The following is a 24,445-nucleotide window of genomic DNA, read 5'->3' as shown; positions in this document are numbered from 1 at the left end:
ATCAGTCCCGCGGGAACTCGTCCGTTCTGAGGGTGAGCCCGACGACCGTGTTGGTGAGGTCCAGGTCGCTGCCGAAGGGAACCGTGGTCTCGATCTCGTAGTCGCCTTCCTTGGGCTGGGTGTAGATGTGGCACCGGCGCTGGTACGGATCGGCGATGACATAGACCGGAACCTCCGCTGTGGCGTAGGCGGTCTTCTTGGGGCCGTAGTCGTTGGCCGCGGTGCCCTTGGAGATGACCTCGGCGACGAACTCGACGTCCTCGTGGCGCCAGTGGCCGGCTTCCGTCTTCTCGGCGCTCTCGACCATCACCGTCACGTCGGTGGCGAAACCGTTGAGATGGCCCGGGTAGTCGATCCGGACGTCGGACTTCACCCGTTTCCGGGGGTACTTGGTTCGCAACTGCTCGTAGAGGTCGGCGATGATTTCCCAGTGGGTGTCCCGCTGCGGCGTCATGTAGACGGTCCCCTCGACGATCTCGACCTTGTATCCCTCGGGGACGGGCATCTTCTCGAGCCGCTCGAACATCTCGTCCAGCGTGCTCTCGCTGTCGCTCTCGGCCATCGCGATCCTGTCTTCAAGGACGGTCATCGTGGCGCTCCTCCCCGGCTGCTCCGTCGACGAGTGCAGCCGCGCGGTTCAACGATACGCACAGTGACAAGGAGACGCCGGGATCAAGTCAGCTTGTTCCAGCCACGTACGGCTGTCCGACCCCCCACGCCTCCCACATCGCCCCCGCGAACGCCTCCGCGATCCGGTGCTCCCCGCTCTCGTTGGGGTGCGTGCCGTCGTAGGTGTCGGCATGGATGTCGTACGACTCCGGCGGCGACGCCAGCAGGATCGGCGACCGGGGCTCGTCCAGGTCGGCGGCCGCCTTCGCGAGCAGGACGTTGAACCGGTCCACCTGCTCGGCGAAGGGCGCGTCGGCCGCGGCGCGGACGTTCGGGATCACCGGGAGCACGACCATACGGACACGCGGGTTCGCCTCGCGGGCGGCCGCGACGAAGGCCCGTACGTTGTCCGCCGTCTGCTCCGCGTTCGTGTAGAAGCCCAGGTCGATCAGGCCCAGGGAGACCAGCAGGACGTCCGCCCGGCACTTCTTCACCGCTTCGCCGATCAGCGGAGCCATGTGCTGCCAGCCCTCGCCCCAGCCGGCCAGATGGGCGCGGGGGAAGCCGGGGTCGGCGTAGTAGTACGACGTGGGGGCGTCCGTCGCCTTGTCGTAGAGCGTCTCGCGCGGGCCGACCAGCGTGAACGGGCCGCCGTACGTCGCGCACAGGTGCTGCCACAGCCGGTAGCGCCACGTGTGTTCGCCCGCGCTTCCGATCGTCATGGAGTCACCGACGGGCATGAACCTGAGCATCCGCTCATGATGGACGATCAGGGGGGCGGGTGGGGTGTGAGGCCCACCACGTGGCCGTCGGGCGCCTGCCGCGGCCGTGAACGCGCCGGTGGGATGGCAGGCTTGGGGGCATGCGTCGATCCTTCGCCCTCCTCGCCGGGGTCCTGCTCACGGGCGCCCTCGCCCTGCCCGCCTCCGCCGCAGGCGGTGCCGGTGACGAAGGGTTCACGATCAAGGACTCGCGGATCACCGAGTCCAGCGGTCTCGCCGCCTCGCACCTGCACCCCGGCATCTACTGGACGCACAACGACAGCGACGACGGGCCGTACATCTACGCCGTGGACAGCAGCACCGGCAAGACCGTCGCCACCGTCACACTCAGCGGCATCGGTTCGCCGCGCGACGTGGAGGCCATCTCCATCGGGCCCGGCAACCAGATCTACGTCGGCGACATCGGCGACAACCTCGATGGCAGCTGGCCCTACATCTGGATCTACCGGCTGCCCGAGCCCAAGGTGCTCAAGAACCAGACGATCAAGGCCACGCAGTACGTCGTGAAGTACTCCAACGGGGCGCGGAACGCCGAGTCGCTCGTCGTCCATCCGAAGACCGGCCGTGTGTACATCATCGACAAGAAGGAGAACGGCGGGCACCTGTACGAGGGCCCGGCCCAGCTGTCGTCCTCAGGCGCCAACATCTTCAGGCCCGTCGCCCCCGTCGACCTCTGGGCCACGGACGCCGCCTTCTCGCCCGACGGCAAACAGCTCGCCGTGCGCGGCTACTTCGGCGGCATCTACTACGACTGGAACGGCGGGAGGATCGAGCGGAAGGGACGGCTGGACGTGCCTCTTCAGGGGCAGGGCGAGTCGATCACCTACTCCGCCGACGGCACCAGGCTCATGTACGGCAGCGAGGGCGCGGACAGCGCGGTGGAGGCGGAGAGCGTACCGGGCGACGGCGGGGCCGGGGCCGGCAAGTCCCCTTCCGGAGGGGGGAGTTCCGCGGCTGCCGGGAGCGGTGGCGGTGCTGCGGGCGACGGCGTCAAGGTCGGAGCCATTGCCGTGGCCGTGGCCGCGGCCGCCGTGTTCGGCCTCCGACGGCTGCGGCGACGCGGCTGAGGGGGCGGGCGGTACGCCTGCACGTAGCTCGGGATACCGCCGCCCCGGGCCCCGACTCCCGGTCCTGACACGTCACTTCGCACACCCGGGGGCCGGGAAGGCCGTCGTGCCCGCGGGGTGGCCGCCGCCCTCCATGTTGGTGAGGAGCTTGGGGGCCTTTCCGTAAGGGTCGATGATGCGGGCGACGAAGCCGGCGCTCTTCGGTAGCGCGGGGTGCGCTCGGTTGACGACACCGCCGACGCGCGTGCCGTCACCGGCGTCCTTGAAGAAGGCCGACGGTCCCTTGGGGCCGTTGCTCAGCACGGCGACGGTCCCGGCCCCGATGAAGTTCTCCTCGATGATGGTGCAGCCCCGTGCGTCGGGGGTGCCGACCTTCGGGAGCGGGTAGGTGTGCGTTCCGGTTCCGGCGCTGGTCACCGTGAGCGCGGGGGCGGAGCCCTTGACACCCACCAGGCTCAGGGAGAGACCGCGCTGCTTGGCCGTCCCGTGGGAGCGGTCGAGCTTGTCCAGGACGCGGTACATGTAGGCGTCGCCCTGCCGCCAGGTCGGCTGCACGGTACGAATCCACGCTTCGGGGCCGCCGGCGTCTGGGTTGTTGCGCAGGACGGCCACCATGTCCTGGCCGATGGCGACGGACTTGCCCGCGTAGCGGGCGGCCGGGTTGGTGGCGGGGGCGGCCGAGGCGGTCGCCACCGGCAGAAGGGCGGTGGCGCCAAGGGCGCCCACGAGTACCGAGGCGGTCAGGAGAGAGCGGCGGTGGCTCACGTGCACGGCTGGCATGGAAGAGCTCCTCGAAATGGTGGCCGTGAAACCGGAAGAAAGGAGTCGCATGCCGCTCCTGGCCGTTGCGGCGCCCGGGCGTCATCGCGTGGGGGTTTGCGCGCTTCGGCGGCCAGCAAGAGGGGGGAGGAGACGACGGTTACACGATATGTAAGTGCGGTTCATGGTCTAATCCCGTAATTGTCGCAAAATATCGACAGAAAACAGAATCTTGATCTCCAGGGTGTTGCTCTCCGGGGTGTTGACCTCCGACGTGATGACCTCCGGACACGCGAAGGGCGCCCGGCACATGCCGGGCGCCCTTCGCGTCGTACGAGGAACGGCTACAGCTTCTCGATCACGTAGTCGACGCACTTCGTCAGTGCCTCGACGTCGGCCGGGTCGACGGCCGGGAACATCGCGATGCGCAGCTGGTTGCGGCCGAGCTTGCGGTAGGGCTCGGTGTCGACGATGCCGTTGGCGCGCAGCACCTTGGCCACGGCCGCCGCGTCGATCTCGTCCGCGAAGTCGATCGTGCCGATGACCTGGGAGCGCTTGGCCGGGTCGGCGACGAACGGGGTGGCGTACTTGGACTCCTCCGCCCAGCCGTACAGGCGGGTCGAGGAGTCCTTGGTGCGGGCCGTGGACCAGGCGAGGCCGCCCTGGCCGTTGATCCACTCCAGCTGCTGGTTCAGCAGGAAGAGGGTGGCGAGGGCCGGGGTGTTGTACGTCTGGTTCTTGCGGGAGTTGTCGATCGCCGTCGGCAGGCTGAAGAACTCCGGGACGTGCCGGCCGGACGCGTGGATGCGCTCGGCGCGCTCGATCGCGGCCGGGGAGAAGACGCCGATCCACAGGCCGCCGTCGGAGGCGAAGGACTTCTGCGGGGCGAAGTAGTAGACGTCGGTCTCGGCGACGTCGACCGGGAGGCCGCCGGCGCCGGAGGTGGCGTCGACCAGGACGAGGGCACCCTCGTCGGCGCCCGCGACCCGCTTGATCGGGGCGGCGACACCGGTGGAGGTCTCGTTGTGGGTGAAGGCGTAGACGTCGACGCCCGCCTCGGCCTGCGGCTCCGGGTGGGTGCCCGGGTCGGAGGAGAGCACGGTCGGCTCGGCGAGCCACGGGGCGAGCTTGGCGGCCTTGGCGAACTTGGAGGAGAACTCGCCGAAGGTGAGGTGCTGCGACTTGTTCTCGATCAGGCCGTGGGTCGCGATGTCCCAGAACGCGGTGGACCCGCCGTTGCCCAGGACGACCTCATAGCCCTCGGGCAGGGAGAACAGCTCGGAGATGCCCTCGCGGACCTTGCCGACCAGGTTCTTGACCGGAGCCTGGCGGTGGGAGGTGCCGAGGAGGGACGTACCGGTGGCGGCGAGGGCGTCCAGCGCCTCCGTCCGCACCTTGGAGGGACCCGCGCCGAAACGTCCGTCCGCGGGCTTGATGTCAGAGGGAATCTGGATCTCAGCCACGAGCCGGAGGGTATCCCTTCGGTGAAACGGTGCGGAAACGTGTCCGTTCGATGAGACGACCTCACCCGGCCCGTGGACTTGTGAAGAGCTACGACGTCACGGCGGGTCCGTCACTGTCAGTGGTCGGATGCATCCTGGACGCATGACTGATCTGGCGGCGGAGCTGCGGGGAGCCGTCCGGGGCGAGGTGGGTTTCGACATCACGTCCCGGGCGCTGGTCACCATGGACGCTTCGAACTACCGGCGTGTCCCGCTGGGGGTGGTGGCACCACGCGATGTTGACGACGTGGCGGCGGTCCTCGAGGTGTGCCGGACACACGGGGTGCCGGTGGTCGCGCGCGGCGGCGGCACCTCGATCGCGGGACAGGCGACGGGCACGGGCGTGGTCCTGGACTTCACCCGGCACATGAACCGGGTGCTTTCGGTGGACCCCGAGGCGCGCACGGCCGTCGTGCAGCCGGGCCTCGTCCTCGACCGGCTCCAGGAGGCCGCCGCCCCGCACGGTCTGCGCTTCGGCCCGGACCCGGCGACGCACAGCCGGTGCACGCTCGGCGGGATGATCGGCAACAACTCGTGCGGCTCCCACTCGGTGGCCTGGGGGACGACCGCGGACAGCGTGCGGGAGCTGGCCGTGGTCACCGCGCGCGGGGAGCGGCTGCGGCTGGGGCAGGACTGGGCCGGGGCGCCGCAGGGCCTGCGCGCCCTGGTGGAGGGCGAACTGGCCCGGCTGCGCACGGGCTTCCCGGACCTGCCCCGCCGCATCTCCGGGTACGCGCTGGACGCACTGCTGCCCGAGAAGGGCGCCGACGTCGCCCGTTCCTTCTGCGGCTCGGAGGGCACCCTGGGCATCCTCACGGAGGCGGTCGTACGACTCGTCGAGGCGCCCCGCGCGCGTGCCCTGGCCGTACTGGGGTACGCCGACGAGAGCGCGGCCGCCGAGGCCGCGGCAGGGCTGCTGCCATGGGGGTCCCCCCGCTCGAGCGAAGCCGAGAGTGGGGGAGGCCCGCTCACGGTCGAGGGCATGGCGGCCGACCTGGTGCCGTCCGCGGCCGGGCTGCCCGGGGGCGGCGCCTGGCTGTTCGTGGAGACGGGCGGAAAGTCGCCGGGGGAGGCACGCGCGCATGCGGAGGCGATCGTCCGCGCCGCCGACGTCATGGACTCCATGGTGGTCACGGAGGACGCCGCCCAGCGGGCCCTGTGGCGCATCCGGGAGGACGCGAGCGGCACGGCGACCCGTATGCCGGACGGGGCGGAGGCCTGGCCGGGCTGGGAGGACTGCGCGGTGCCACCCGCGCGGCTCGGCGCGTATCTGCGGGACTTCCGCGGGCTGCTGTCCGCGCACGGGCTGCGCGGCACGCCGTACGGGCACTTCGGGGACGGCTGCATCCATGTCCGCATCGACTTCGACCTGATGACCGAGGCCGGCGTCGGCCGCTTCCGGCGCTTCTCCGGGGAACTGGCCGACCTTGTCGTGGCCCACGGCGGTTCGCTGTCCGGGGAGCACGGGGACGGGCAGGCCCGCGCGGAGCTGCTGCCGAGGATGTACGGCGCGGAGACGGTCGCCCTCTTCGAGCGCGCCAAGGGCGTGTGGGACCCGGACGACCTGCTCAACCCCGGGATGCTGGTCCGCCCCGCCCCGCTGGACGCCAACCTGCGCTTCTCGGTGCTGCCGCGCCGCCCGGTCGACGTGGCCTTCGGCTACCCGGCGGACGGCGGTGACTTCTCGGCGGCGGTGCGCCGGTGCGTCGGGGTCGCCAAGTGCCGTACGACCACGGCGGCCGGCTCCGCCGTCATGTGCCCGTCCTTCCGGGCGACCGGCGAGGAGGCGCACTCCACGCGCGGGCGGGCCCGGCTGCTGCACGAGATGCTCGCGGGCGAGCTGGTGACGGACGGCTGGCGCTCGACCGAGGTCCGGGACGCGCTGGACCTGTGCCTGTCCTGCAAGGGCTGCCGCTCCGACTGCCCGGTCGAGGTCGACATGGCCACGTACAAGGCGGAGTTCCTGCACCACCACTACGAAGGGCGGCGGCGGCCGGCCGCCCACTACACGATGGGGTGGCTGCCGCTGTGGCTGCGCTGGGTGGCCCGCACGCGCACCGCGCCGGTACTCAACGCGCTCGCCTCCGTGCGGCCGTTGGCGCGGGCGGCGAAGCGGCTGGGCGGGATCGCGCCGGAGCGGGAGATTCCGCGGGTGGCGGGGGAGACGTTCAGCCGGTGGTGGGTGCGGCGGTTCGGGGCGCAGCTGCGAGGGCGGGCCGCCGCGGGGTGGACGGGCGAGCCTGCCGAGGCGCCCCGGACCACCGTCCTGCTGTGGCCGGACACCTTCACGGAGCACTTCTCGCCGTCGGTGGGAAAGGCGGCCGTACGCGTCCTGGAGGCGGCGGGACTGGTCGTGATGCTCCCGCCGACGCGACGGATGAGGGTGCGGCGGTCGGCGCGGGGCGATGCGGAGGGGGTCGGCATCAACCTGTGGGCGCCGGGCCGCCGTATGCGCGTCTGCTGCGGTCTGACGTACGTCTCCACGGGCCAACTGGACCGTGGCCGCGCGGTGCTGCGCCGCACGCTCGACCTGATGGAGCCGTATCTGCTGCCGGAACCGGGCGGCGACACACCGCCGGTCGTCGTCCTGGAGCCCAGCTGTGCGGCTGCCCTCCGTACGGACCTGCCCGAGCTGCTGCACGACGACCCGCGCGCGGCACGCCTGGCGTCGGTGGTCGTCACCTTCGCGGAGGCCCTCGAGCGGTACGCGCCCGAATGGACGCCGCCGCCGGTGGACCGCCCCGTGGCCGGCCAGACCCACTGCCATCAGCACGCGGTCCTGGGTGACGCCCCCGACCGCAGGCTGCGCGAGGCGGCGGGCCTCACCGGCGAACCGAGCGGCGGCTGCTGCGGCCTCGCGGGCAACTTCGGCTTCGAGAAGGGCCACTTCGAGGTGTCGAAGACCTGCGCCGAGGAACAACTGCTGCCCTCGGTGCGAGCGGCGCCCGAGGGGACGGTGATCCTGGCGGACGGCTTCTCCTGCCGCACACAGCTGGAGCAGCTGGCCGGGGTGCGCGGGCGGCACCTGGCGGAGGTGCTGGCGGATGCACTGGAGGCGAGGGGGAGTTGAGTACGACTCGGAATACCAGCCCTACGACTTCCGGGGCATCACCGACACCCTCGAGGAGTCCAACCATCTGCTCGGCCTGCTCCGCTTCAAGGCGGGTGCGGGCGGCGAGGCCGTCGAGTACCTGGGGGAGTGGGACTTCCCGCTGAAGCGGCTGTTGCACAAGGCACTGGACGTCTACATGGCCCGCCGCTGAGGAAACACTCAGCCTGCCAAACCAACACCCAGCTTTTCCCAGGGTATTCACAGCGCTCCTTTGCCATTTTTGCCGTCACAGCACATGCAAGCCGTGTAGCTTCTTCGTCATCGGGAGCCGGACGCGGAATTCTCGAATCACTGAACCGCGAAACACTAGGAGTCGGAATGAGCTTCAAGAAGCTTGCCCCGCTGCCCCCCAAGCCCAAGTCGAAGCAGCTCCCTCCGCCGCCGCCGAAGCCGAAGAGGCGCGCGCACAAGCCGCTTCCCAAGCCGCTGCCCGGCCAGGACGGCTGATCCGGCGCTGAGCGAATGAGGGGGCCGATGGTGCACCGTCGGCCCCCTTCGCGCGTTCCTGAATTCAAATAGCCATGAATCTCGGCGACGGAAAGCGGAGGGAATGTGAAATGGACAAGGATGGCAGTGGGAGTGAGGAACTCGAATACGAGGACACTCCGACCATCCCCGCCCGTACCGCCTTTCGCCGTTTCTGGCCGCTGACCAGAGGACTGCGCCGGTGGCTGCTGATCGTCTGGGTGTGCACGGTACTCGCGGCGCTCGCCGAGACCGAGGCCATCCTGCTCTTCAGCGACCTCACCGACCACGCCCTGCAGAAGGGCTCGCTCAGCGCGTTCTGGAGTCCGGCCGTGAAGTGGCTGGGCATCGCCGCGGTCGGCGCGGCCGTCGCGTACGCGGGCAACTCCCTCGCCGCCTGGGTGACGGAGCGCTTCGTGATGCGGCTGCGCGAGCACGTCTTCGACCATGTGCAGCAGCTGCCCCCGCACTTCTTCCAGCGCCACCGGCAGGGCGATCTGCTCTCCCGGCTGACCAGCGACGTCGAGGCGATCGAGACGATGGTCGTGTCCGGTCTCGTCGGCGCAGCCTCGGCCGCCTTCTCCGCCCTCTTCTACGCGGCCGCCGCGTTCTGGCTGCGCTGGGACCTGGCCGCCGCCACCTTCGTCCTGGCCCCGCTGTTCTGGCTGGCGGCCCGCCGCTTCTCCGGCTCCATCAAGGACGTCTCGCGCGCGGGCCGGGTCGCCGACGGCGCGATCACCTCCGTCGTCGAGGAGTCCCTCGGCAACATCGTGCTGACGCAGGCCTACGACCGCCGCGGCGCGGAGCGGCGGCGGCTGAGCGAGGAGGCGAACGCCTGGTTCCGCGCCTCGGTCCGCTCCACCCGCCTCAACGAGGCCTACGAGCAGTTGGTCCAGGTCATAGAGACGGTCTGCGTCCTGGCGGTGATCGGCATCGGCGCCTGGGAGATCTCCACCGGCCGGATGACGCTCGGCCAGCTGCTCGCCTTCGCCGCCTTCCTCGGCTACCTCTACCCGCCCGTCCGGGGCCTGGCCCAGCTCGGTCTCACGGTCACGGCGGCCACGGCGGGCGCGGAACGGCTCATCGAGATCCTGGACGTGAAACCGTCGGTCACCGATCCCCGGCGGGGCGTGGAGACCGGCCGCCCCGACGGCACGGTGCAGGTCCGGGACGTCGGCTTCAGCTACCCCGGCGCCGACGGAACGGCCCTGCAAGGCCTCTCCTTCACGGTCAGCCCGGGCGAGCTGGTGATCATCACCGGCCCGAGCGGCGCGGGCAAGTCGACGGTGTCGAAACTCCTCCTGCGCTTCTACGACCCCGACACGGGCCAGATCCTCCTGGACGGCGTACCGCTGCCGGACTTCCCGCTGGCCCGGCTGCGCGAGTACATCACCCTGCTCCCGCAGGAGACCCTCGTCCTGCACGACACCGTCCGCGCGAACATCGCCTGCGGCCGCCCCGGCGCCAGCGAGCAGGCGATCGTCGAGGCGGCGAAGGCGGCCGACGCGCACGACTTCATCGTCCGGCTCCCCGACGGCTACGACACCAGGGTCGACCCCCACTCGGCCCGCCTGTCCGGCGGCCAGCTCCAGCGCCTCGCCATCGCCCGCGCGATCCTGCGCGACGCACCGGTCCTGGTCCTGGACGAGCCGACGACGGGCCTGGACGCAATGGCCGCACGCCGGGTGGTGAAGCCGTTGCGCCGCCTGACGACGGGTCGTACGACCATCATGATCACCCACGACCTCAACCTCGCTCCCGACGCCGACCGCATCCTGGTCGTCGACCGCGGCCGCATCGTGGAGACGGGCCGGCACGAGGAGCTGCTGGCGCGGGGCGGTGCGTACTCCCGGCTGCACCGCTCGCAGAACAACGCGGCGATGGACACGGCGGAACTGCGCATGCCGCTGTTCGTGGAGGAAGCGCCCGTACCCGCGCACGAGTACACATACGCGTACGACAACGGATACGACCCGTACGCAGGCGCCGCGGTCTGGCTCCGGCCTCCCTACGAGGCCCAGGGGACCGTCCCCACCACCCTCCCGGACGGCCGCCCGCTGTTCCGTGACGCGGACCCCTGGCCGGGCAGCTGATCTCAGCATCCAGGACAGTTACATAAGCGGTTCACACTCCTGACGAAGTCTATTACCCTGGACTCGGAAGTACATCGCGATGAACACATCCTGACTCGAGCCAGCCCCCAGGACCGCCCGTGAGCACCTCAAGCGCCGCCACCCCGTCGTCCTCACCCATCTCCGTGACGGACCACGCGCCCATACCCGCTGGTGGCGCACCCCGCCGGTTCGGCTCGCTCGGGCCGGTCGGGCTGGTACTGGCCGGCGGGATCTCGGTCCAGTTCGGCGGAGCCCTCGCCGTGACGCTGATGCCCCGGGCCGGCGCGCTCGGGGTGGTCACCCTGCGCCTGCTCGCCGCCGCGGTGATCCTCATGCTGGTCTGCCGCCCCCGGCTGCACGGCCACTCGCGCACCGACTGGGGGACGGTGATCGTCTTCGGCGTCACCATGGGTGCGATGAACGGCCTCTTCTACGAGTCCGTCGCCCGCATCCCGCTCGGCCCCGCCGTGACCCTGGAGGTACTTGGCCCCCTGGCCCTCTCGGTCCTGGCCTCCCGCCGCGCGATCAACGCGCTCTGGGCGGGCCTCGCCCTCGCCGGCGTCTTCCTCCTCGGCGGCGGGGGCTTCAGCGATCTCGACCCGGTGGGCGTCGCCTTCGCGCTCGGGGCGGGCGCGATGTGGGCGGCGTACATCGTCTTCAGCGCCCGCACGGGCCGCCGCTTCCCGCAGGCCGACGGCCTGGCGCTGGCCATGGCGGTGGCGGCGCTGCTGTTCCTTCCGCTGGGGATCGTCGAATCGGGCTCCAAGCTGCTGAACCCGACCACGCTGGCCCTGGGTTCAGCGGTGGCGGTCCTCTCCTCGGTCCTCCCCTACACCCTCGAACTCCTCGCCCTGCGCCGTCTGCCCGCCTCCACGTTCGCCATCCTCATGAGCCTGGAACCGGCCATCGCGGCGACAGCGGGCTTCCTCATCCTGGACCAGACCCTGGCGCCCACCCAGGCGGCCGCGATCGCCCTGGTCATCGGGGCAAGCATGGGAGCGGTACGCACACAGGTGGGCCGGGGGAAGACGACGGCCCCGAGGGGCGCTTCCTGACGGCTTGTGGCATGGCCGGGTGCGTGGGGACCGGAGTCGGGCTTGTGCCTTGAACCCCTGGCGCACTGGCCGGCCCGGCCCTCCGCCCTGACGGCCGCTGCACCTCGTTCTGAGGCCTCCGCCTCAGAAGCCCGCGCCGACCCACTCTTCGAACGTCGGCCCCGCCAGCCGCGCCCCCGCTCCCGGCAGCAGCCCCCCGTTCTCGAACAGGTCCCGCTCCGGGTTGGCCGGGTCGCTCACGGCCACCACCTTCGCCGACGGGTCCCGGTGGGACATCAGCAGTCGGGCGGCCTCCTCCAGGCTCTCCTCGCGCGGCCCGGCCACTTGCGGGAACGGTGCCCGCGCCCCCGGCGCCGCGTCGGCCTCCGCCAGGTCCACCAGCGCTTCCGCGACGGTCCGAGCCGCGACCAACTGCGTCCGCATCTTCGGGACGTACACCGTGTCGCCCTGCCGCCCCCACTGCGTCAGCTGCTCCACGAACTCGTTGAACTGCGCCGCCCGCAACACCCGCACCGGCACCGGCCCGGCCAGCACCGCGCGCTCGTGCTCCAGCTTGGCAGCGTTGTAGCCGGCGACGGACCCGTCGATGCCGATGATCGACACGACGACCATCCGGCCGACCCCTGCCTTCTGCCCGGCCTCGTGCAGATTGCGGGCCGCCGCCGTGAAGAACTCCGTCGCCACCTGCTGGTCCGGCGAGGGCGTGCTGGCCGCGTCGATCACGACGTCCACACCCTCCAGCGCCTCGGCCAGCCCCTCCCCGGTCACGATGTCGACCCCGGTGGCCCGGGACATCGACACGACCCGGTGACCGCGCTCCGTCAGCACGTCCACCACATGCCGCCCGAGCCGCCCGGTCGCCCCGGCCACCGCGATCTTCTTGGCCTCGCTCATGTCCATCTCTCCCTCGGTTTCCGTCCCGCGATTGCGTCGTCACCGGTCTGACGGATGAGGGCGAGGGGATGTGACGGGGGCCGCCCGCTTCTTTGTCAGTGTCGTGCTTCCACGCCCCGAGTAAAGGGCGCTCCGCTGTCGCTCCGCGTCGCCTTCGGCGATCGGCCTGCGGCCGACCCTTGACTCGGGCCGCTCCAGCACGGGTGAGAAGCGAGCGGGCGGCCGGGGGAAAGTGGCCGGCTTGGGGCACCATCCCTTGGGTGGGCTGCGTTCGCGTCCGGGGTGGTGGGGGCGCGGTCGCGCCTCGCCAGCACGCCGGGCGGGCTTAGCGGCGAACGGCCGGTGGGCGGTGGGGCGCGGGGGCTGGGTGGCGGCACGCCGGGTGGGCTTGGCGGCTTGCGGGTGGTGGGTGGCGGGGCACGCACGGGCTGGGTGATGGCACGTCGGGTGGGCTTGGCGGCTTGCGGGTGGTGGGTGGCGGGGCACGCACGGGCTGGGTGATGGCACGTCGGGTGGGCTTGGCGGCTTGCGGCCGGTGGGTGGTGGATCGGCAGCGGGGCCGGAGCGAAACCTTGGTGGGGCCTGGGTGGGGGCACGGTGGGGGCTGCCTGGCAGTGACTGGAATGTTTGGGCCACCGTCCGGTTGCAAGTCCGGAGGTCCCATGTCCCCACGGTGACCCAAAAGTGCCAATAGCCCAGCATGGGCTGCGGCTTGAGCCTCCCTCGTCACATTGGGCTCATCCGGCGTCGGGGAGGGGGCACACCAAGCCGTCGGCGGCTGACCTCGGCCGGGGCTGGGTTCCCCTGTTGCTGTGCTTCGCCCCACCGGCAGTGTGCCGCCGAGCTGACCCGGTGCGGTCCCCAGCCGCCGCGCGTCTCCACCCACCGGCCGCTCGCCGCTAAGCCCACCGGGCGTGCAGGCGAGGTGCGACCGCGCCCCATCCACCGGCCGTGAGCCGCTAAGCCCACTCGGCGTGCCGCCACCCAGCCGCCGCGCCTCCACCCACCGGCCGCTCGCCGCTAAGCCCACCGGGCGTGCAGGCGAGGTGCGACCGCGCCCCATCCACCGGCCGTGAGCCGCTAAGCCCACTCGGCGTGCCGCCACCCAGCCGCCGCGCCTCCACCCACCGGCCGCTCGCCGCTAAGCCCACCGGGCGTGCAGGCGAGGTGCGACCGCGCCCTATCCACCGGCCGTGAGCCGCTAAGCCCACCCGGCGTGCCGCCACCCAGCCCCCGCGTCCCCACCGCCCACCGGCCGCAAGCCGCTAAGCCCACCCGGCGTGCCGCCACCCAGCCCCCGCGCCCCGGCCACCCATCACCGGCCGTTCGCCGCCAAGCCCACCGGGCGTGCAGGCGAGGCGCGACCGCGTCCGCAAACCCCGGTCCGGGATGCAGCCGACGGTTGCCCGCGGACCCCGCTCGGCCACCCGTCTTTCCGGGCCGCTCGCTCGCTTCTCACCCGTGCTGGAACGCCCCTAGTCAAGGGTGCCCCGAAGGGGCATCGGCGAAGCCGACGCGACCGGAGGGAGCGCCCTTTACTCGGGGCGTGGAAGCACGACACTGGCAAAGAAGCGGGCGGCCCCCACGGTCACTTCGTGGCGTACGTGACGAAGTCGGCCCAGGCGGTGGCGGAGAAGGTCACGTGAGGGCCGACGGGGTCCTTGGAGTCGCGGACGGCTATCTGGGGGTGAGGTCGGCGACCCCGACGCATTCGCCGCCGCTGCTGCCGCTGTACGACGACTTACGCCACTGCGCGCGCGTCAGGTCCGGCTTGCTCCCCATGGCGTTCCTCCACCACGCGAGCGATCAGGGCAGCCGACTCCCTCGGGGAAAGGGCTTCGCCCTGCAAGCGAGCGTAACCGACTGAACGCCCCCTGATCAGCTGCGGATTGGCCGTCATGTGGCCCGCGTCGTAGCTCGCGCTGTAGTAGAGGTCGGGGGTGATCGTCGAAGCGCAGGAGCGTGAACGAGCCCATCAATCCTGTGTGCTGGCCCGCCGAGAACGGCAGTACCTGGAGTTCCCCCCATGGTTTCGGTTGCTCCCGCCTGAGCATGCGCTGGCGTTCCAGTCGCGCCGCCACCATCTCGTCGAGCCGTTCCGCCTGCACGACGCTGAGCACCGCTCGCGCGTACGCCTCCGTTTGGAGCAGGCCCGTACACCAGCTCACACTGATATGTGGAGATATACGTCGCCTTCGCCTCCAACTGGGCGAACGGCTGAAACCAACTGGGCAACTGGCTCCGCAAAACCAGCCCCGCCAGCCGCGAGAACAACCCATCCGTCCCCAGCGCCGCATCCAACCGCTCCGAAAAGTCCCGCTGCGGAACCTTCGCCGCCGTCTCGATCTGCCCTATCAGCGACCCGGTACAGAAGACAACCGACCCCAGCTGCGCCAACGTCAGCCCCGCCCCCTCCAGGGCCCGCCGCAGCTCATACCCGTAGTAGTCCAGCGGCGACGCAGGCGCCCGGGGCTCACTCGGGTCGAGTTCGCGGCTTCGCATGGCAACCGTCACCGAGAGTAGCGATGCACCTGTAACCGAGTGACGGGTTATGGAAAGACAAATTCATGCAAGCACGCTTGATTGTTTCCGGTGGCGCTGCCATGCTCCCCCCATGTCCGATCCGACGCCCGTGTTCGACGATCTGCGTGACGAATGCGAAGAACTCGACCGGCTCGTGGCCGAGTTGAGCCCGGCACAATGGGCGCTCCCGACTCCCGCGCCCAAGTGGACCGTCGCCCACCAGATCGCCCACCTCGCCTGGACCGACCGCTCCGCCCTCCTCGCCGTCACGGACGCCGACGCCTTCCACGGCCTGGTCGAGAAGGCCCTCGCGGCACCCGAGACGTTCGTGGACGAAGGTGCCGAGGCCGGCGCCCAACTCCCGCCCGAGGTACTGCTGTCGACGTGGCGCGAGGGGCGCGCCGCGCTCGACCGGGCCCTGCGCGAGTCCCGGCCCGGTGCCCGATTCCCCTGGTACGGGCCACCCATGTCCGCCGCCTCCATGGCCACCGGCCGGCTCATGGAGACCTGGGCCCACGGCCAGGATGTCGCCGACACCCTGGGTGTGGTCCGCACCCCCACCGACCGGCTGAAGCATGTGGTCCGCATCGGTGTGCGCGCACGGGACTTCGCCTTCGGAGCCCATGGGCTGCCCGCACCCGCCGAGGAGTTCCGCGTGGAGATCCTCGGCCCCTCCGGTGAGGTATGGGGCCACGGCCCTGAGGACGCCACCCAGCGCGTCACCGGCCCCGCCCTCGACTTCTGTCTCCTGGTCACCCAGCGCGCCCACCGCGCCGACCTCGCCGTACGCGCCGAAGGGCCGGACGCCGACCGCTGGCTCGACATCGCCCAGGCCTTCGCGGGCCCGCCCGGCGGTGGACGTCCCCCGAAGGGGGACACGGAGTGACGCTGCGCATCGGCAACGCCTCCGGCTTCTACGGCGACCGGTTCGACGCCATGCGCGAGATGCTCACCGGCGGTGAACTGGATGTCCTGACCGGCGACTACCTCGCCGAGCTGACCATGCTGATCCTGGGGCGGGACCGGCTGAAGGACCCCGCCGCCGGTTACGCCCGCACCTTCCTGCGGCAGCTGGAGGAGTGCCTCGGGCTGGCGCACGAGCGGTCCGTCAAGATTGTGACGAACGCCGGCGGTCTGAATCCGGCCGGCCTTGCCGAGGCCGTACGGCAACTGGCCGACCGGCTCGGTATTCCCGTGCGAGTCGCCCACGTCGAGGGCGACGACCTCACCTCCGCCCACCCCCATGGTCTCGCCGCCCATGCCTACCTCGGCGGCTTCGGTATCGCCGACTGCCTGCGCGAGGGCGCCGACATCGTGGTCACCGGGCGGGTGACCGACGCGGCCCTCGTCACCGGGCCCGCCGCCGCCCACTTCGGCTGGCGGCCGGGGGAGTACGACCGGCTCGCGGGCGCCGTCGTCGCGGGGCACGTCCTGGAGTGCGGAACGCAGGCCACCGGCGGCAACTACGCCTTCTTCGGGGACGGCGACGTACGGCGGCCCGGCTTCCCGCTCGCCGAGATCCACGAGGACGGCAGCTGCGTCATCACCAAGCACCGCGGCACGGGCGGGTTCGTGGACGTGGGCACGGTCACCGCTCAGCTGCTGTACGAGACGGGCGGCGCCCGGTACGCCGGGCCCGATGTGACCGCCCGCCTCGACACCGTGCGGCTCACCCAGGACGGCCCCGACCGGGTGCGTGTCGACGGGGTCCGCGGGGAGGCTCCGCCGCCCACGCTCAAGGTCGGGCTCAACCGGCTCGGCGGCTTCCGCAACGAGGTCGTCTTCGTGCTGACCGGGCTCGACATCGAGGCCAAGGCCGCGCTCGTGCGCGAGCAGATGTCCGACGCGCTGGCCAAGTCGCCTCCTGCCGACTCCCGGTGGGAGTTCGTCCGGACCGACCGGGGCGACGCGGACACCGAGGAGACCGCGAGCGCGCTGCTGCGGCTCGTCGTACGAGACGCCGATCAAGGGGTCGTCGGGCGTGCGCTGAGCGGGGCCGCGATCGAGCTGGCGCTGGCCAGTTACCCCGGGTTCCATGTGGTCGCGCCACCAGGGAAGGGTGCGCCTTATGGGGTCTTCGAGAGCGTGTACGTCCCCCATGGGGCTGTCGACCATGTCGCGGTCCTCGATAATGGGAGGCGCGTCCATGTGGCTGCGCCCCACGACACCGCCGTACTCAGTGATGTACCGCAGCCGTCCCTCCCGGATCCCCTGCCCTCGGGGCCCACGCGCCGTGCCCCTCTCGGTCTGATCGCCGGCGCCCGCAGCGGTGACAAGGGCGGGAACGCCAACGTGGGGGTCTGGGTGCGCTCCGACGAGGCCTGGCGGTGGCTCACCCACGAGCTGACGGCCGAGCGGTTCCGGGAGTTGATCCCCGAGAGCCGTGAGCTGACCGTGGTCCGCCATCTCCTGCCCAACCTCCGCGCCCTGAACTTCGTCGTCGAGGGAATCCTCGGCGAGGGCGTCGCCGCCCAGCACCGTTTCGACCCGCAGGCCAAGGCCCTCGGCGAATGGCTGCGCTCCCGTCATCTGGACATCCCGGAGGTCCTCCTGTGACCGTCCTCTCCTCCGCCCTGGACAGCAACGGCCAGGACTACCGGGCGAACCGCGAGGCCATGCTCGCCAAGCTCGCCGACCTCGACGCCGAGCACGCCAAGGCGCTCGCGGGCGGCGGGGAGAAGTACGTCCAGCGGCACCGGGGGCGCGGCAAGCTGCTCGCGCGCGAGCGCATCGAGCTGCTCCTGGATCCGGACACACCGTTCCTGGAGCTGTCGCCGCTGGCCGCCTGGGGCAGCGACTACGCCGTCGGCGCCTCCCTCGTCACCGGTATCGGGGTGGTCGAGGGCGTCGAGTGCCTGATCACCGCCAACGACCCGACCGTGCGCGGCGGCGCCAGCAATCCCTGGAGCCTGAAGAAAGCCCTGCGGGCCAACGACATCGCGCTCGCCAACCGGCTGCCCTGCATCAGCCTGGTCGAGTCCGGGGGCGCCGACCTGCCCTCCCAGAAGGAGATCTTCATCCCCGGAGGCGCGATCTTCCGGGACCTCACCCGGCTGTCCGCCGCCGGGATCCCCACCGTCGCCGTCGTCTTCGGCAACTCCACCGCCGGCGGCGCCTACGTCCCCGGCATGTCCGACCACGTGATCATGGTCAAGGAGCGCGCGAAGGTGTTCCTGGGCGGGCCGCCGCTGGTGAAGATGGCGACCGGCGAGGAGAGCGACGACGAGTCCCTGGGCGGCGCGGAGATGCACGCGCGCGTGTCCGGGCTCGCGGACTACTTCGCCGTGGACGAGCAGGACGCGCTGCGGCAGGCGCGGCGCGTGGTCGCCCGCCTCAACCACCGCAAGACGTACGACGATCCGGGCCCGGCAGCCCCTCCCAAGTACGACCCGGAGGAGCTCCTGGGCATCGTCCCCGGCGACCTGAAGACCCCCTTCGACCCGCGCGAAGTCATCGCCCGTGTCGTCGACGCGTCCGACTTCGACGAGTTCAAGCCGCTGTACGGGACGAGCCTCACCACGGGGTGGGCGTCCCTGCACGGCTATCCGGTCGGCATCCTCGCCAACGCGCAGGGTGTCCTCTTCAGCGAGGAGTCGCAGAAGGCCGCCCAGTTCATCCAGCTCGCCAACCAGCGCGACATCCCGCTGCTCTTCCTGCACAACACCACCGGCTACATGGTCGGCCGGGAGTATGAGCAGGGCGGGATCATCAAGCACGGCGCCATGATGATCAACGCGGTCTCCAACTCGCGCGTGCCGCACCTCTCCGTGCTCATGGGCGCCTCCTACGGCGCCGGGCACTACGGCATGTGCGGACGGGCCTACGACCCGCGCTTCCTGTTCGCCTGGCCGAGCGCCAAGTCCGCCGTCATGGGCCCGCAGCAGCTCGCCGGCGTGCTGTCGATCGTCGCCCGGCAGTCGGCGGTGGCCAAGGGGCAGCCGTACGACGAGGACGCCGACGCGGCCCTGCGCGCCATGGTGGAGCAGCAGATCGAGTCCGAGTCGCTGCCGATGTTCCTGTCCGGGCGGCTGTACGACGACGGCGTCATCGACCCGCGCGACACCCGCACCGTCCTCGGCCTGTGCCTGTCCGCCATCCACACCGCGTCCTACGAGGGCGCGCGCGGCGGCTTCGGCGTCTTCCGGATGTGAGGGTCCCAGTGACTTCAGAGACTTCAGTGATCACTTCTGTGCTCGTCGCCAACCGGGGCGAGATCGCCTGCAGGATCTTCCGCACCTGTGCTGAGTTGGGAATCCGGACGGTCGCCGTGCACTCGGACGCCGACGAGCACGCCCTGCACGCGCGCGTGGCCGACACGGCGGTACGGCTGCCGGGTGCGACGCCCGCCGAGACGTATCTGCGCGGCGACCTGATCGTGAAGGCGGCCGTCGCGGCCGGCGCGGACGCCGTGCACCCCGGTTACGGCTTCCTCTCCGAGAACCCCGACTTCGCGCGCGCCGTCCTCGGCGCGGGCCTGGTCTGGATCGGTCCGTCCCCGGAGGCGATCGAGGCGATGGCGTCCAAGACGCGCGCCAAGGAGCTGATGGGGATCGAGCCGCTGCGCGAGGTCACCGCGGCCGATCTGCCGGTGCTGGTGAAGGCGGCCGCGGGCGGCGGCGGGCGCGGGATGCGGATCGTACGCAGCCTGGAGGGGCTCGCCGGTGCGCTGGAGAGCGCACGCGCCGAGGCCGCGAGCGCCTTCGGGGACGGCGAGGTCTTCGTCGAGCCCTATGTGGAGCGCGGCCGCCACGTCGAGGTGCAGGTCCTCGCCGACACCCACGGGACGGTCTGGACGCTCGGCACCCGCGACTGCTCCCTCCAGCGACGCCACCAGAAGGTGATCGAGGAGGCCCCGGCGCCGGGTTTGAATCCCGAACTCACCGCCGAGCTGTACGAGATGGCCGCTCGCGCCGCCCGCTCGGTCGACTACGTGGGCGCCGGCACGGTCGAGTTCCTCGTCGCCGACGGCAGGGCCCACTTCCTGGAGATGAACACCCGCCTCCAGGTCGAACACCCCGTCACGGAGGCCGTGTTCGGCCTCGACCTGGTCGCCGAGCAGATCCGGATCGCCGAGGGCCACGCCCTCGCCGCCGACCCCCCGAGCGCGCGCGGCCACGCGATCGAGGCCCGCCTCTACGCCGAGGACCCGTCCCGCGACTGGGCCCCGCAGACCGGCACGCTGCACGGCCTCGCCGTACCGGACGGCGTCCGTCTCGACACCGGCTACACCGACGGCGACGACATCGGCGTCCACTACGACCCGATGCTCGCCAAGACCGTCGCCCACGCCCCCACGCGCGCGGAGGCCCTCCGCAGGCTCTCCGGCGCCCTGGAGCGGGCGCGGATCCACGGTCCCGTCACCAACCGCGAGCTGCTGGTCCGCTCCCTGCGCCACCCGGAGTTCACGGCGGCCCGCATGGACACCGGCTTCTACGACCGCCACCTCGCCGACCTGACCGAGCCCTCCCCCGACCCGTACGCGCCCCTCGCCGCGGCCCTCGCCGACGCCCACGGCCGCTCCCGCTTCGGCGGCTGGCGCAACCTGTCCTCCCAGCCGCAGACCAAGCGCTACCTCATGGCGGGCGAGGAGCACGAGGCCAACTACCGGCACACCAGGGACGGTCTCGTCGCGGACGGCGTCCGGGTCGTGCACGCGGACGCGCGTCTCGTCGTGCTCGAAGTGGACGGCGTACGGCGGAAGTTCGACGTGGCCCGGCACGGCGACCAGGTCTACGTCAACGCCACCGCCCTCACCGCCCTGCCCCGCTTCCCCGACCCGACCGCACACCACGCCCCCGGCTCCCTGCTCGCCCCCATGCCCGGCACGGTCGTCCGCATCGCCGACGGCCTGGCCGTGGGGGCCGCCGTGAGCGCCGGAGCGCCCCTCATCTGGCTGGAGGCGATGAAGATGCAGCACCAGATCACCGCACCGGCCTCCGGCACGCTCAGCGCCCTGCATGCCACCCCGGGTCAGCAGGTCGAGGTCGGTGCCCTGCTCGCAGTCGTAGAGGAAGTACAGAAGGAGGTTCAGGACCAGTGAGCGCCACTTTGGAAACCGAGGAACACAAGGCCCTACGATCCGCCGTCGCCGCCCTCGGCAAGCGCTACGGCCGTGAATACCTCGCCCGTGTCGTCGCCGAAGGCGCCCAGCCCACCGAGCTGTGGGCGGAAGCGGCCAAGCTCGGCTACCTCGGCGTGAACCTCCCCGAGGAGTACGGAGGCGGAGGCGGCGGCATCGCCGAGCTCTCCATCGTCCTCGAGGAACTGGGCGCCGCCGGCTGCCCCCTCCTCATGCTCGTCGTCTCGCCCGCCATCTGCGGCACCGTCATCGCCCGCTTCGGCACCGAGGAGCAGAAGCGCGCCTGGCTCCCCGGACTGGCCGACGGCACCCGCCTGATGGCTTTCGGCATCACCGAGCCCGACGCCGGCTCCAACTCGCACCGCATCACCACGACGGCACGCAGGGACGGCGCCGACTGGCTGCTGACCGGCCGCAAGGTGTTCATCTCCGGCGTCGACCACGCTGACGCCGTCCTGATCGTCGGCCGCACCGAGGACGCCCGCACCGGCAACCTCAAGCCCTGCCTGTTCATCGTCCCGCGCGACGCCGAAGGCTTCCAGCGGCGGCAGATCGACATGGAACTGCACGGCGCGGAGAAGCAGTTCGAACTGGTCCTCGACGACGTACGGCTGCCCGCCGACGCGCTCGTCGGCGACGAGGACGCGGGGCTGCTCCAGCTCTTCGCCGGGCTCAACCCCGAGCGGATCATGACCGCCGCGTTCGCGATCGGCATGGGGCGCTACGCCCTGTCCAAGGCGATCGAGTACGCCCGCGACCGCACGGTCTGGAAGACCCCGATCGGCGCCCACCAGGCCATCGCCCACCCCCTCGCACAGGCGCACATCGACCTCGAACTGGCCCGCCTGATGATGCAGAAGGGCGCCCACCTCTACGACGCCGGGGACGACATCGGCGCGGGCGAGTCCGCCAACATGGCCAAGTACGCGGCCGGAGAGGCCTGTGTGAAGGCCGTGGACCAGGCCGTGCACACGCTCGGCGGCAACGGGCTCACGCGCGAATTCGGGCTCGCCTCGTTGATAACGGCGGCGCGCGTGGCTCGTATAGCACCGGTGAGCCGGGAGATGATTCTCAACTACGTTTCCCACCAGTCCCTCGGCCTGCCCAAGTCGTACTAGGCCGTACCGGCGCACCCCGTCGCCCGAGGAGGAACCGTGTTCCGCAGCGAGTACGCAGACGTCCCGGCCGTCGAACTCCCCATCCACGAGGCCGTGCTGGGCCGGGCCGCCGAGTTCGGCGACCAGCCCGCCCTGATCGACGGCGCCGACGGCACCACCCTCACGTACGGACAGCTGGACCGGTTCCACCGGCGCATCGCCGCCGCGCTCGCCGACGCGGGTGTGCGCAAGGGCGACGTCCTCGCCCTGCACAGCCCGAACACCATCGCCTTCCCGACCGCTTTCTATGCCGCCACGCGCGCGGGTGCCACCGTCACCACCGTGCACCCGCTCGCCACGCCCGAGGAGTTCGCCAAGCAGCTGCGGGACTCGGCCGCCCGCTGGATCGTCACCGTCTCGCCGCTGCTGGAGGCGGCCCGCCGCGCCGCCGAACTCGCGAGCGGCATACGGGAGATATTCGTCTGCGACAACGCGCCCGGACACCGCTCCCTGCTCGACCTGATCGCCTCCGACGCGCCCGAACCGGACGTCTTCACCGACCCGGCCGAGGACGTCGCCGTGCTGCCCTACTCCTCGGGCACCACCGGCGTCCCCAAGGGCGTGATGCTCACCCACCGGCAACTCGCCACCAATCTCGCCCAGCTCGAACCCGCCGTCACGGCCGGACCCGGCGAACGCATCCTCGCCGTCCTGCCCTTCTTCCACATCTACGGCCTCACCGCGCTCATGAACGCGCCCCTGCGCAAGGGCGCCACCGTCGTCGTGCTGCCCCGCTTCGACCTGGAGACGTTCCTCGCGGCCATCGAGAACCACCGCATCACCGGCCTGTACGTCGCCCCGCCGATCGTCCTCGCCCTCGCCAAGCACCCGGCCGTCGCCCGCTACGACCTGTCCTCCCTGCGGTACATCATCAGCGCCGCCGCACCCCTGGACGCCCGGCTCGCCGCCGCCTGCTCCGAGCGCCTGGGCCTGCCGCCGGTCGGCCAGGCCTACGGCATGACGGAACTCTCGCCCGGCACGCACGTCGTTCCGCTCGACGCCATGCACCAGGCACCTCCCGGCACGGTCGGCAGGCTCATCGCGGGCACCGAGATGCGCATCGTCTCCCTCGACGACCCCGGCAAGGACCTCGGCACCGGCGAGCCCGGCGAGATCCTCATCCGCGGACCCCAGGTCATGAAGGGCTACCTGAACCGCCCCGAGGCCACCGCCGCCATGATCGACGCCGACGGCTGGCTGCACACCGGTGACGTCGGCCATGTGGACGCCGACGGCTGGCTGTTCGTCGTCGACCGTGTGAAGGAGCTCATCAAGTACAAGGGCTTCCAGGTGGCACCCGCCGAGCTGGAGGCGCTGCTCCTCACGCACCCCGGCATCGCCGACGCCGCCGTCATCGGCGTCTACAACGAGGACAACAACGAAGTCCCCCACGCCCACGTCGTGCGCCAGCCCACCGCCGGCGACCTCACGGAGAACGAGGTCATGGCGTACGTCGCCGAACGCGTCGCCCCCTACAAGCGCGTCCGGCAGGTCACCTTCATCCAAGGCGTGCCCAGGGCCGCCTCCGGCAAGATCCTCCGCCGGGAACTGCGGGAACTGCGGGAACTGCGCGAACTCAGGGAGCGGAAGTGACATTGATCGGACGCACGCGCGCGCGTGGCATCGAAACCCTCAGCCTGGACTCGGCCGACACCCGCAACGCCCTGTCGGCCGCGCTCGTCGGCGAGCTCGCGGACGCGCTGACCGAGTGCGCCAAGGACGGCGACGTACGGGCCGTGGTCCTCACCCACTCCGGCAACACGTTCTGCGCCGGAGCGGACCTGCGCGACCCGCCGCACCCCGACGCCCTCGTCGACCTGCTGCGGCAGATCGTCGAGCTGCGCAAGCCCGTCCTGGCCCGGGTGACCGGACACGTCCGCGCAGGCGGACTCGGGCTGCTCGCCGCGTGCGACATCGCTGCCGCGTCCGCCGCGTCCAGCTTCGCGTTCACCGAGGTACGGATCGGGGTCGCGCCGGCCGTCATCTCCCTCTCGGTGATCCCGCGTGCCGATCCGCGCGCCCTCGCCCGTTACTACCTCACCGGCGAACGGTTCGACGCGGCCGAGGCGGCCCGCATCGGCCTCGTCACGGCGGCCGGGGACGACGTCGACGCCGTACTGGAACCCATCCTCGACGGTCTGCGCCGATCGTCCCCGCAGGGCCTGGCCGAGACGAAACAGCTGCTCACGGCTAGGGTGCTGGAAGCCTTCGACCGGGACGCGGCGGATCTGACCGCGCTCTCGGCGCGGCTGTTCTCCTCCGCGCAGGCGTGTGAGGGGATGACGGCCTTCCTGGAACGACGGGATCCCTCGTGGGTGATGTGAGCG

17 protein-coding genes and 3 pseudogenes are annotated in these 24,445 nt (G+C 71.3%); 13 read left to right on the top strand and 7 right to left on the bottom strand.

Annotation, left to right across the window (positions count from 1 at the left end; all coding sequences use genetic code 11):
• Position 1 precedes the first annotated feature (1 nt).
• Both Q8A52_RS06045 and Q8A52_RS06040 read right to left on the bottom strand, forming a co-directional pair.
• The gene (locus tag Q8A52_RS06045) at positions 2-589 is read right to left on the bottom strand and encodes a Uma2 family endonuclease (RefSeq protein WP_316749598.1); all 588 of its coding nucleotides are present in this window, start codon (positions 587-589) and stop codon (positions 2-4) included.
• A gap of 88 nt (positions 590-677) precedes the next feature.
• The gene (locus Q8A52_RS06040; RefSeq protein WP_316749596.1) at positions 678-1,361 is read right to left on the bottom strand and encodes an SGNH/GDSL hydrolase family protein; all 684 of its coding nucleotides are present in this window, start codon (positions 1,359-1,361) and stop codon (positions 678-680) included.
• 110 nt (positions 1,362-1,471) lie between these two features.
• Between Q8A52_RS06040 and Q8A52_RS06035 the strand changes: the two genes are divergently transcribed.
• Positions 1,472-2,458: a WD40 repeat domain-containing protein gene (locus Q8A52_RS06035; RefSeq protein WP_316749593.1), complete on the top strand. Its 987-nt coding sequence runs from the start codon at positions 1,472-1,474 to the stop codon at positions 2,456-2,458.
• Positions 2,459-2,530: 72 nt separating this feature from the next.
• Here the strand turns inward: Q8A52_RS06035 and Q8A52_RS06030 are convergent, their stop codons facing one another.
• Complete coding sequence (locus Q8A52_RS06030; protein ID WP_316749591.1) at positions 2,531-3,238, bottom strand: hypothetical protein; 708 nt, start codon at positions 3,236-3,238, stop codon at positions 2,531-2,533.
• A gap of 323 nt (positions 3,239-3,561) precedes the next feature.
• Positions 3,562-4,680: a phosphoserine transaminase gene (gene serC / locus Q8A52_RS06025; RefSeq protein WP_316749589.1), complete on the bottom strand. Its 1,119-nt coding sequence runs from the start codon at positions 4,678-4,680 to the stop codon at positions 3,562-3,564.
• Positions 4,681-4,822: 142 nt separating this feature from the next.
• Here serC and Q8A52_RS06020 point away from each other — a divergent pair, with 142 nt between their 5' ends.
• The 5 genes and pseudogenes from Q8A52_RS06020 to Q8A52_RS06000 all read left to right on the top strand — a co-directional run bounded on the left by Q8A52_RS06020 (position 4,823) and on the right by Q8A52_RS06000 (position 11,465).
• Positions 4,823-7,789, top strand: coding sequence for an FAD-binding and (Fe-S)-binding domain-containing protein (locus Q8A52_RS06020; RefSeq protein ID WP_316749588.1), 2,967 nt, complete (start codon positions 4,823-4,825; stop codon positions 7,787-7,789).
• A 22-nt stretch (positions 7,790-7,811) separates the two neighbouring features.
• A pseudogene (locus tag Q8A52_RS06015) lies at positions 7,812-7,982 on the top strand (peptidoglycan bridge formation glycyltransferase FemA/FemB family protein); the annotation flags it as partial.
• Positions 7,983-8,149: 167 nt separating this feature from the next.
• Entirely contained in the window at positions 8,150-8,278 is a 129-nt protein-coding gene (locus Q8A52_RS06010; protein ID WP_316749586.1) for a hypothetical protein, read from the top strand.
• Between the two features lie 110 nt (positions 8,279-8,388).
• The gene (locus Q8A52_RS06005; RefSeq protein WP_316749584.1) at positions 8,389-10,389 is read left to right on the top strand and encodes an ABC transporter ATP-binding protein; all 2,001 of its coding nucleotides are present in this window, start codon (positions 8,389-8,391) and stop codon (positions 10,387-10,389) included.
• Positions 10,390-10,508: 119 nt separating this feature from the next.
• Positions 10,509-11,465, top strand: a complete 957-nt coding sequence (locus tag Q8A52_RS06000) for an EamA family transporter (RefSeq protein ID WP_316749582.1) — start codon at positions 10,509-10,511, stop codon at positions 11,463-11,465.
• A gap of 123 nt (positions 11,466-11,588) precedes the next feature.
• Here the strand turns inward: Q8A52_RS06000 and Q8A52_RS05995 are convergent, their stop codons facing one another.
• The 3 genes and pseudogenes from Q8A52_RS05995 to Q8A52_RS05985 form a co-directional block, all read right to left on the bottom strand.
• Positions 11,589-12,359, bottom strand: a complete 771-nt coding sequence (locus Q8A52_RS05995; protein WP_316749580.1) for an SDR family oxidoreductase — start codon at positions 12,357-12,359, stop codon at positions 11,589-11,591.
• Positions 12,360-13,947: 1,588 nt separating this feature from the next.
• Positions 13,948-14,141 (bottom strand): annotated as a pseudogene (locus tag Q8A52_RS05990) (DUF397 domain-containing protein).
• Positions 14,101-14,861: pseudogene (locus Q8A52_RS05985) on the bottom strand (helix-turn-helix domain-containing protein). Before Q8A52_RS05985 ends, Q8A52_RS05990 begins: the two co-directional pseudogenes overlap by 41 nt.
• A 112-nt stretch (positions 14,862-14,973) precedes the next feature.
• On the opposite strand from Q8A52_RS05985, the gene Q8A52_RS05980 reads away from it, so the two are divergent.
• From Q8A52_RS05980 to Q8A52_RS05950, 7 genes are read left to right on the top strand one after another with little or no spacing between them, the layout of a single operon-like run.
• Complete coding sequence (locus tag Q8A52_RS05980) at positions 14,974-15,768, top strand: TIGR03084 family metal-binding protein (RefSeq protein WP_316749578.1); 795 nt, start codon at positions 14,974-14,976, stop codon at positions 15,766-15,768.
• Complete coding sequence (locus Q8A52_RS05975; protein ID WP_316749576.1) at positions 15,765-17,438, top strand: acyclic terpene utilization AtuA family protein; 1,674 nt, start codon at positions 15,765-15,767, stop codon at positions 17,436-17,438. Before Q8A52_RS05980 ends, Q8A52_RS05975 begins: the two co-directional genes overlap by 4 nt.
• Complete coding sequence (locus tag Q8A52_RS05970; protein WP_316749574.1) at positions 17,435-19,033, top strand: acyl-CoA carboxylase subunit beta; 1,599 nt, start codon at positions 17,435-17,437, stop codon at positions 19,031-19,033. The genes Q8A52_RS05975 and Q8A52_RS05970 overlap by 4 nt, the downstream gene beginning before the upstream one ends.
• Positions 19,034-19,059: 26 nt before the next feature.
• A complete protein-coding gene (locus Q8A52_RS05965) occupies positions 19,060-20,922 on the top strand; it encodes an acetyl/propionyl/methylcrotonyl-CoA carboxylase subunit alpha (RefSeq protein WP_316749572.1) in 1,863 nt (620 codons plus the stop codon).
• Entirely contained in the window at positions 20,919-22,079 is a 1,161-nt protein-coding gene (locus Q8A52_RS05960) for an acyl-CoA dehydrogenase family protein (RefSeq protein WP_316749570.1), read from the top strand. Before Q8A52_RS05965 ends, Q8A52_RS05960 begins: the two co-directional genes overlap by 4 nt.
• A 36-nt stretch (positions 22,080-22,115) precedes the next feature.
• Positions 22,116-23,711, top strand: coding sequence for a 4-coumarate--CoA ligase family protein (locus Q8A52_RS05955; protein ID WP_316749568.1), 1,596 nt, complete (start codon positions 22,116-22,118; stop codon positions 23,709-23,711).
• Entirely contained in the window at positions 23,708-24,442 is a 735-nt protein-coding gene (locus Q8A52_RS05950; RefSeq protein WP_316749567.1) for an enoyl-CoA hydratase family protein, read from the top strand. The genes Q8A52_RS05955 and Q8A52_RS05950 overlap by 4 nt, the downstream gene beginning before the upstream one ends.
• Positions 24,443-24,445 lie beyond the last annotated feature (3 nt).

The organism is Streptomyces herbicida, from assembly GCF_032656585.1.
Taxonomy (GTDB): Bacteria; Actinomycetota; Actinomycetes; order Streptomycetales; family Streptomycetaceae; genus Streptomyces; species Streptomyces herbicida.
This window is presented reverse-complemented; position numbering and strand designations above follow the sequence as displayed.

Coding starts and splice junctions, on each gene's coding strand:
- Q8A52_RS06045 (WP_316749598.1), bottom strand. CDS start 589: ATGACCGTCCTTGAAGACAGGATCGCGATGGCCGAGAGCGACAGCGAG.
- Q8A52_RS06040 (WP_316749596.1), bottom strand. CDS start 1,361: ATGCTCAGGTTCATGCCCGTCGGTGACTCCATGACGATCGGAAGCGCG.
- Q8A52_RS06035 (WP_316749593.1), top strand. CDS start 1,472: ATGCGTCGATCCTTCGCCCTCCTCGCCGGGGTCCTGCTCACGGGCGCC.
- Q8A52_RS06030 (WP_316749591.1), bottom strand. CDS start 3,238: ATGCCAGCCGTGCACGTGAGCCACCGCCGCTCTCTCCTGACCGCCTCG.
- Q8A52_RS06020 (WP_316749588.1), top strand. CDS start 4,823: ATGACTGATCTGGCGGCGGAGCTGCGGGGAGCCGTCCGGGGCGAGGTG.
- Q8A52_RS06010 (WP_316749586.1), top strand. CDS start 8,150: ATGAGCTTCAAGAAGCTTGCCCCGCTGCCCCCCAAGCCCAAGTCGAAG.
- Q8A52_RS06005 (WP_316749584.1), top strand. CDS start 8,389: ATGGACAAGGATGGCAGTGGGAGTGAGGAACTCGAATACGAGGACACT.
- Q8A52_RS05995 (WP_316749580.1), bottom strand. CDS start 12,359: ATGAGCGAGGCCAAGAAGATCGCGGTGGCCGGGGCGACCGGGCGGCTC.
- Q8A52_RS05980 (WP_316749578.1), top strand. CDS start 14,974: ATGTCCGATCCGACGCCCGTGTTCGACGATCTGCGTGACGAATGCGAA.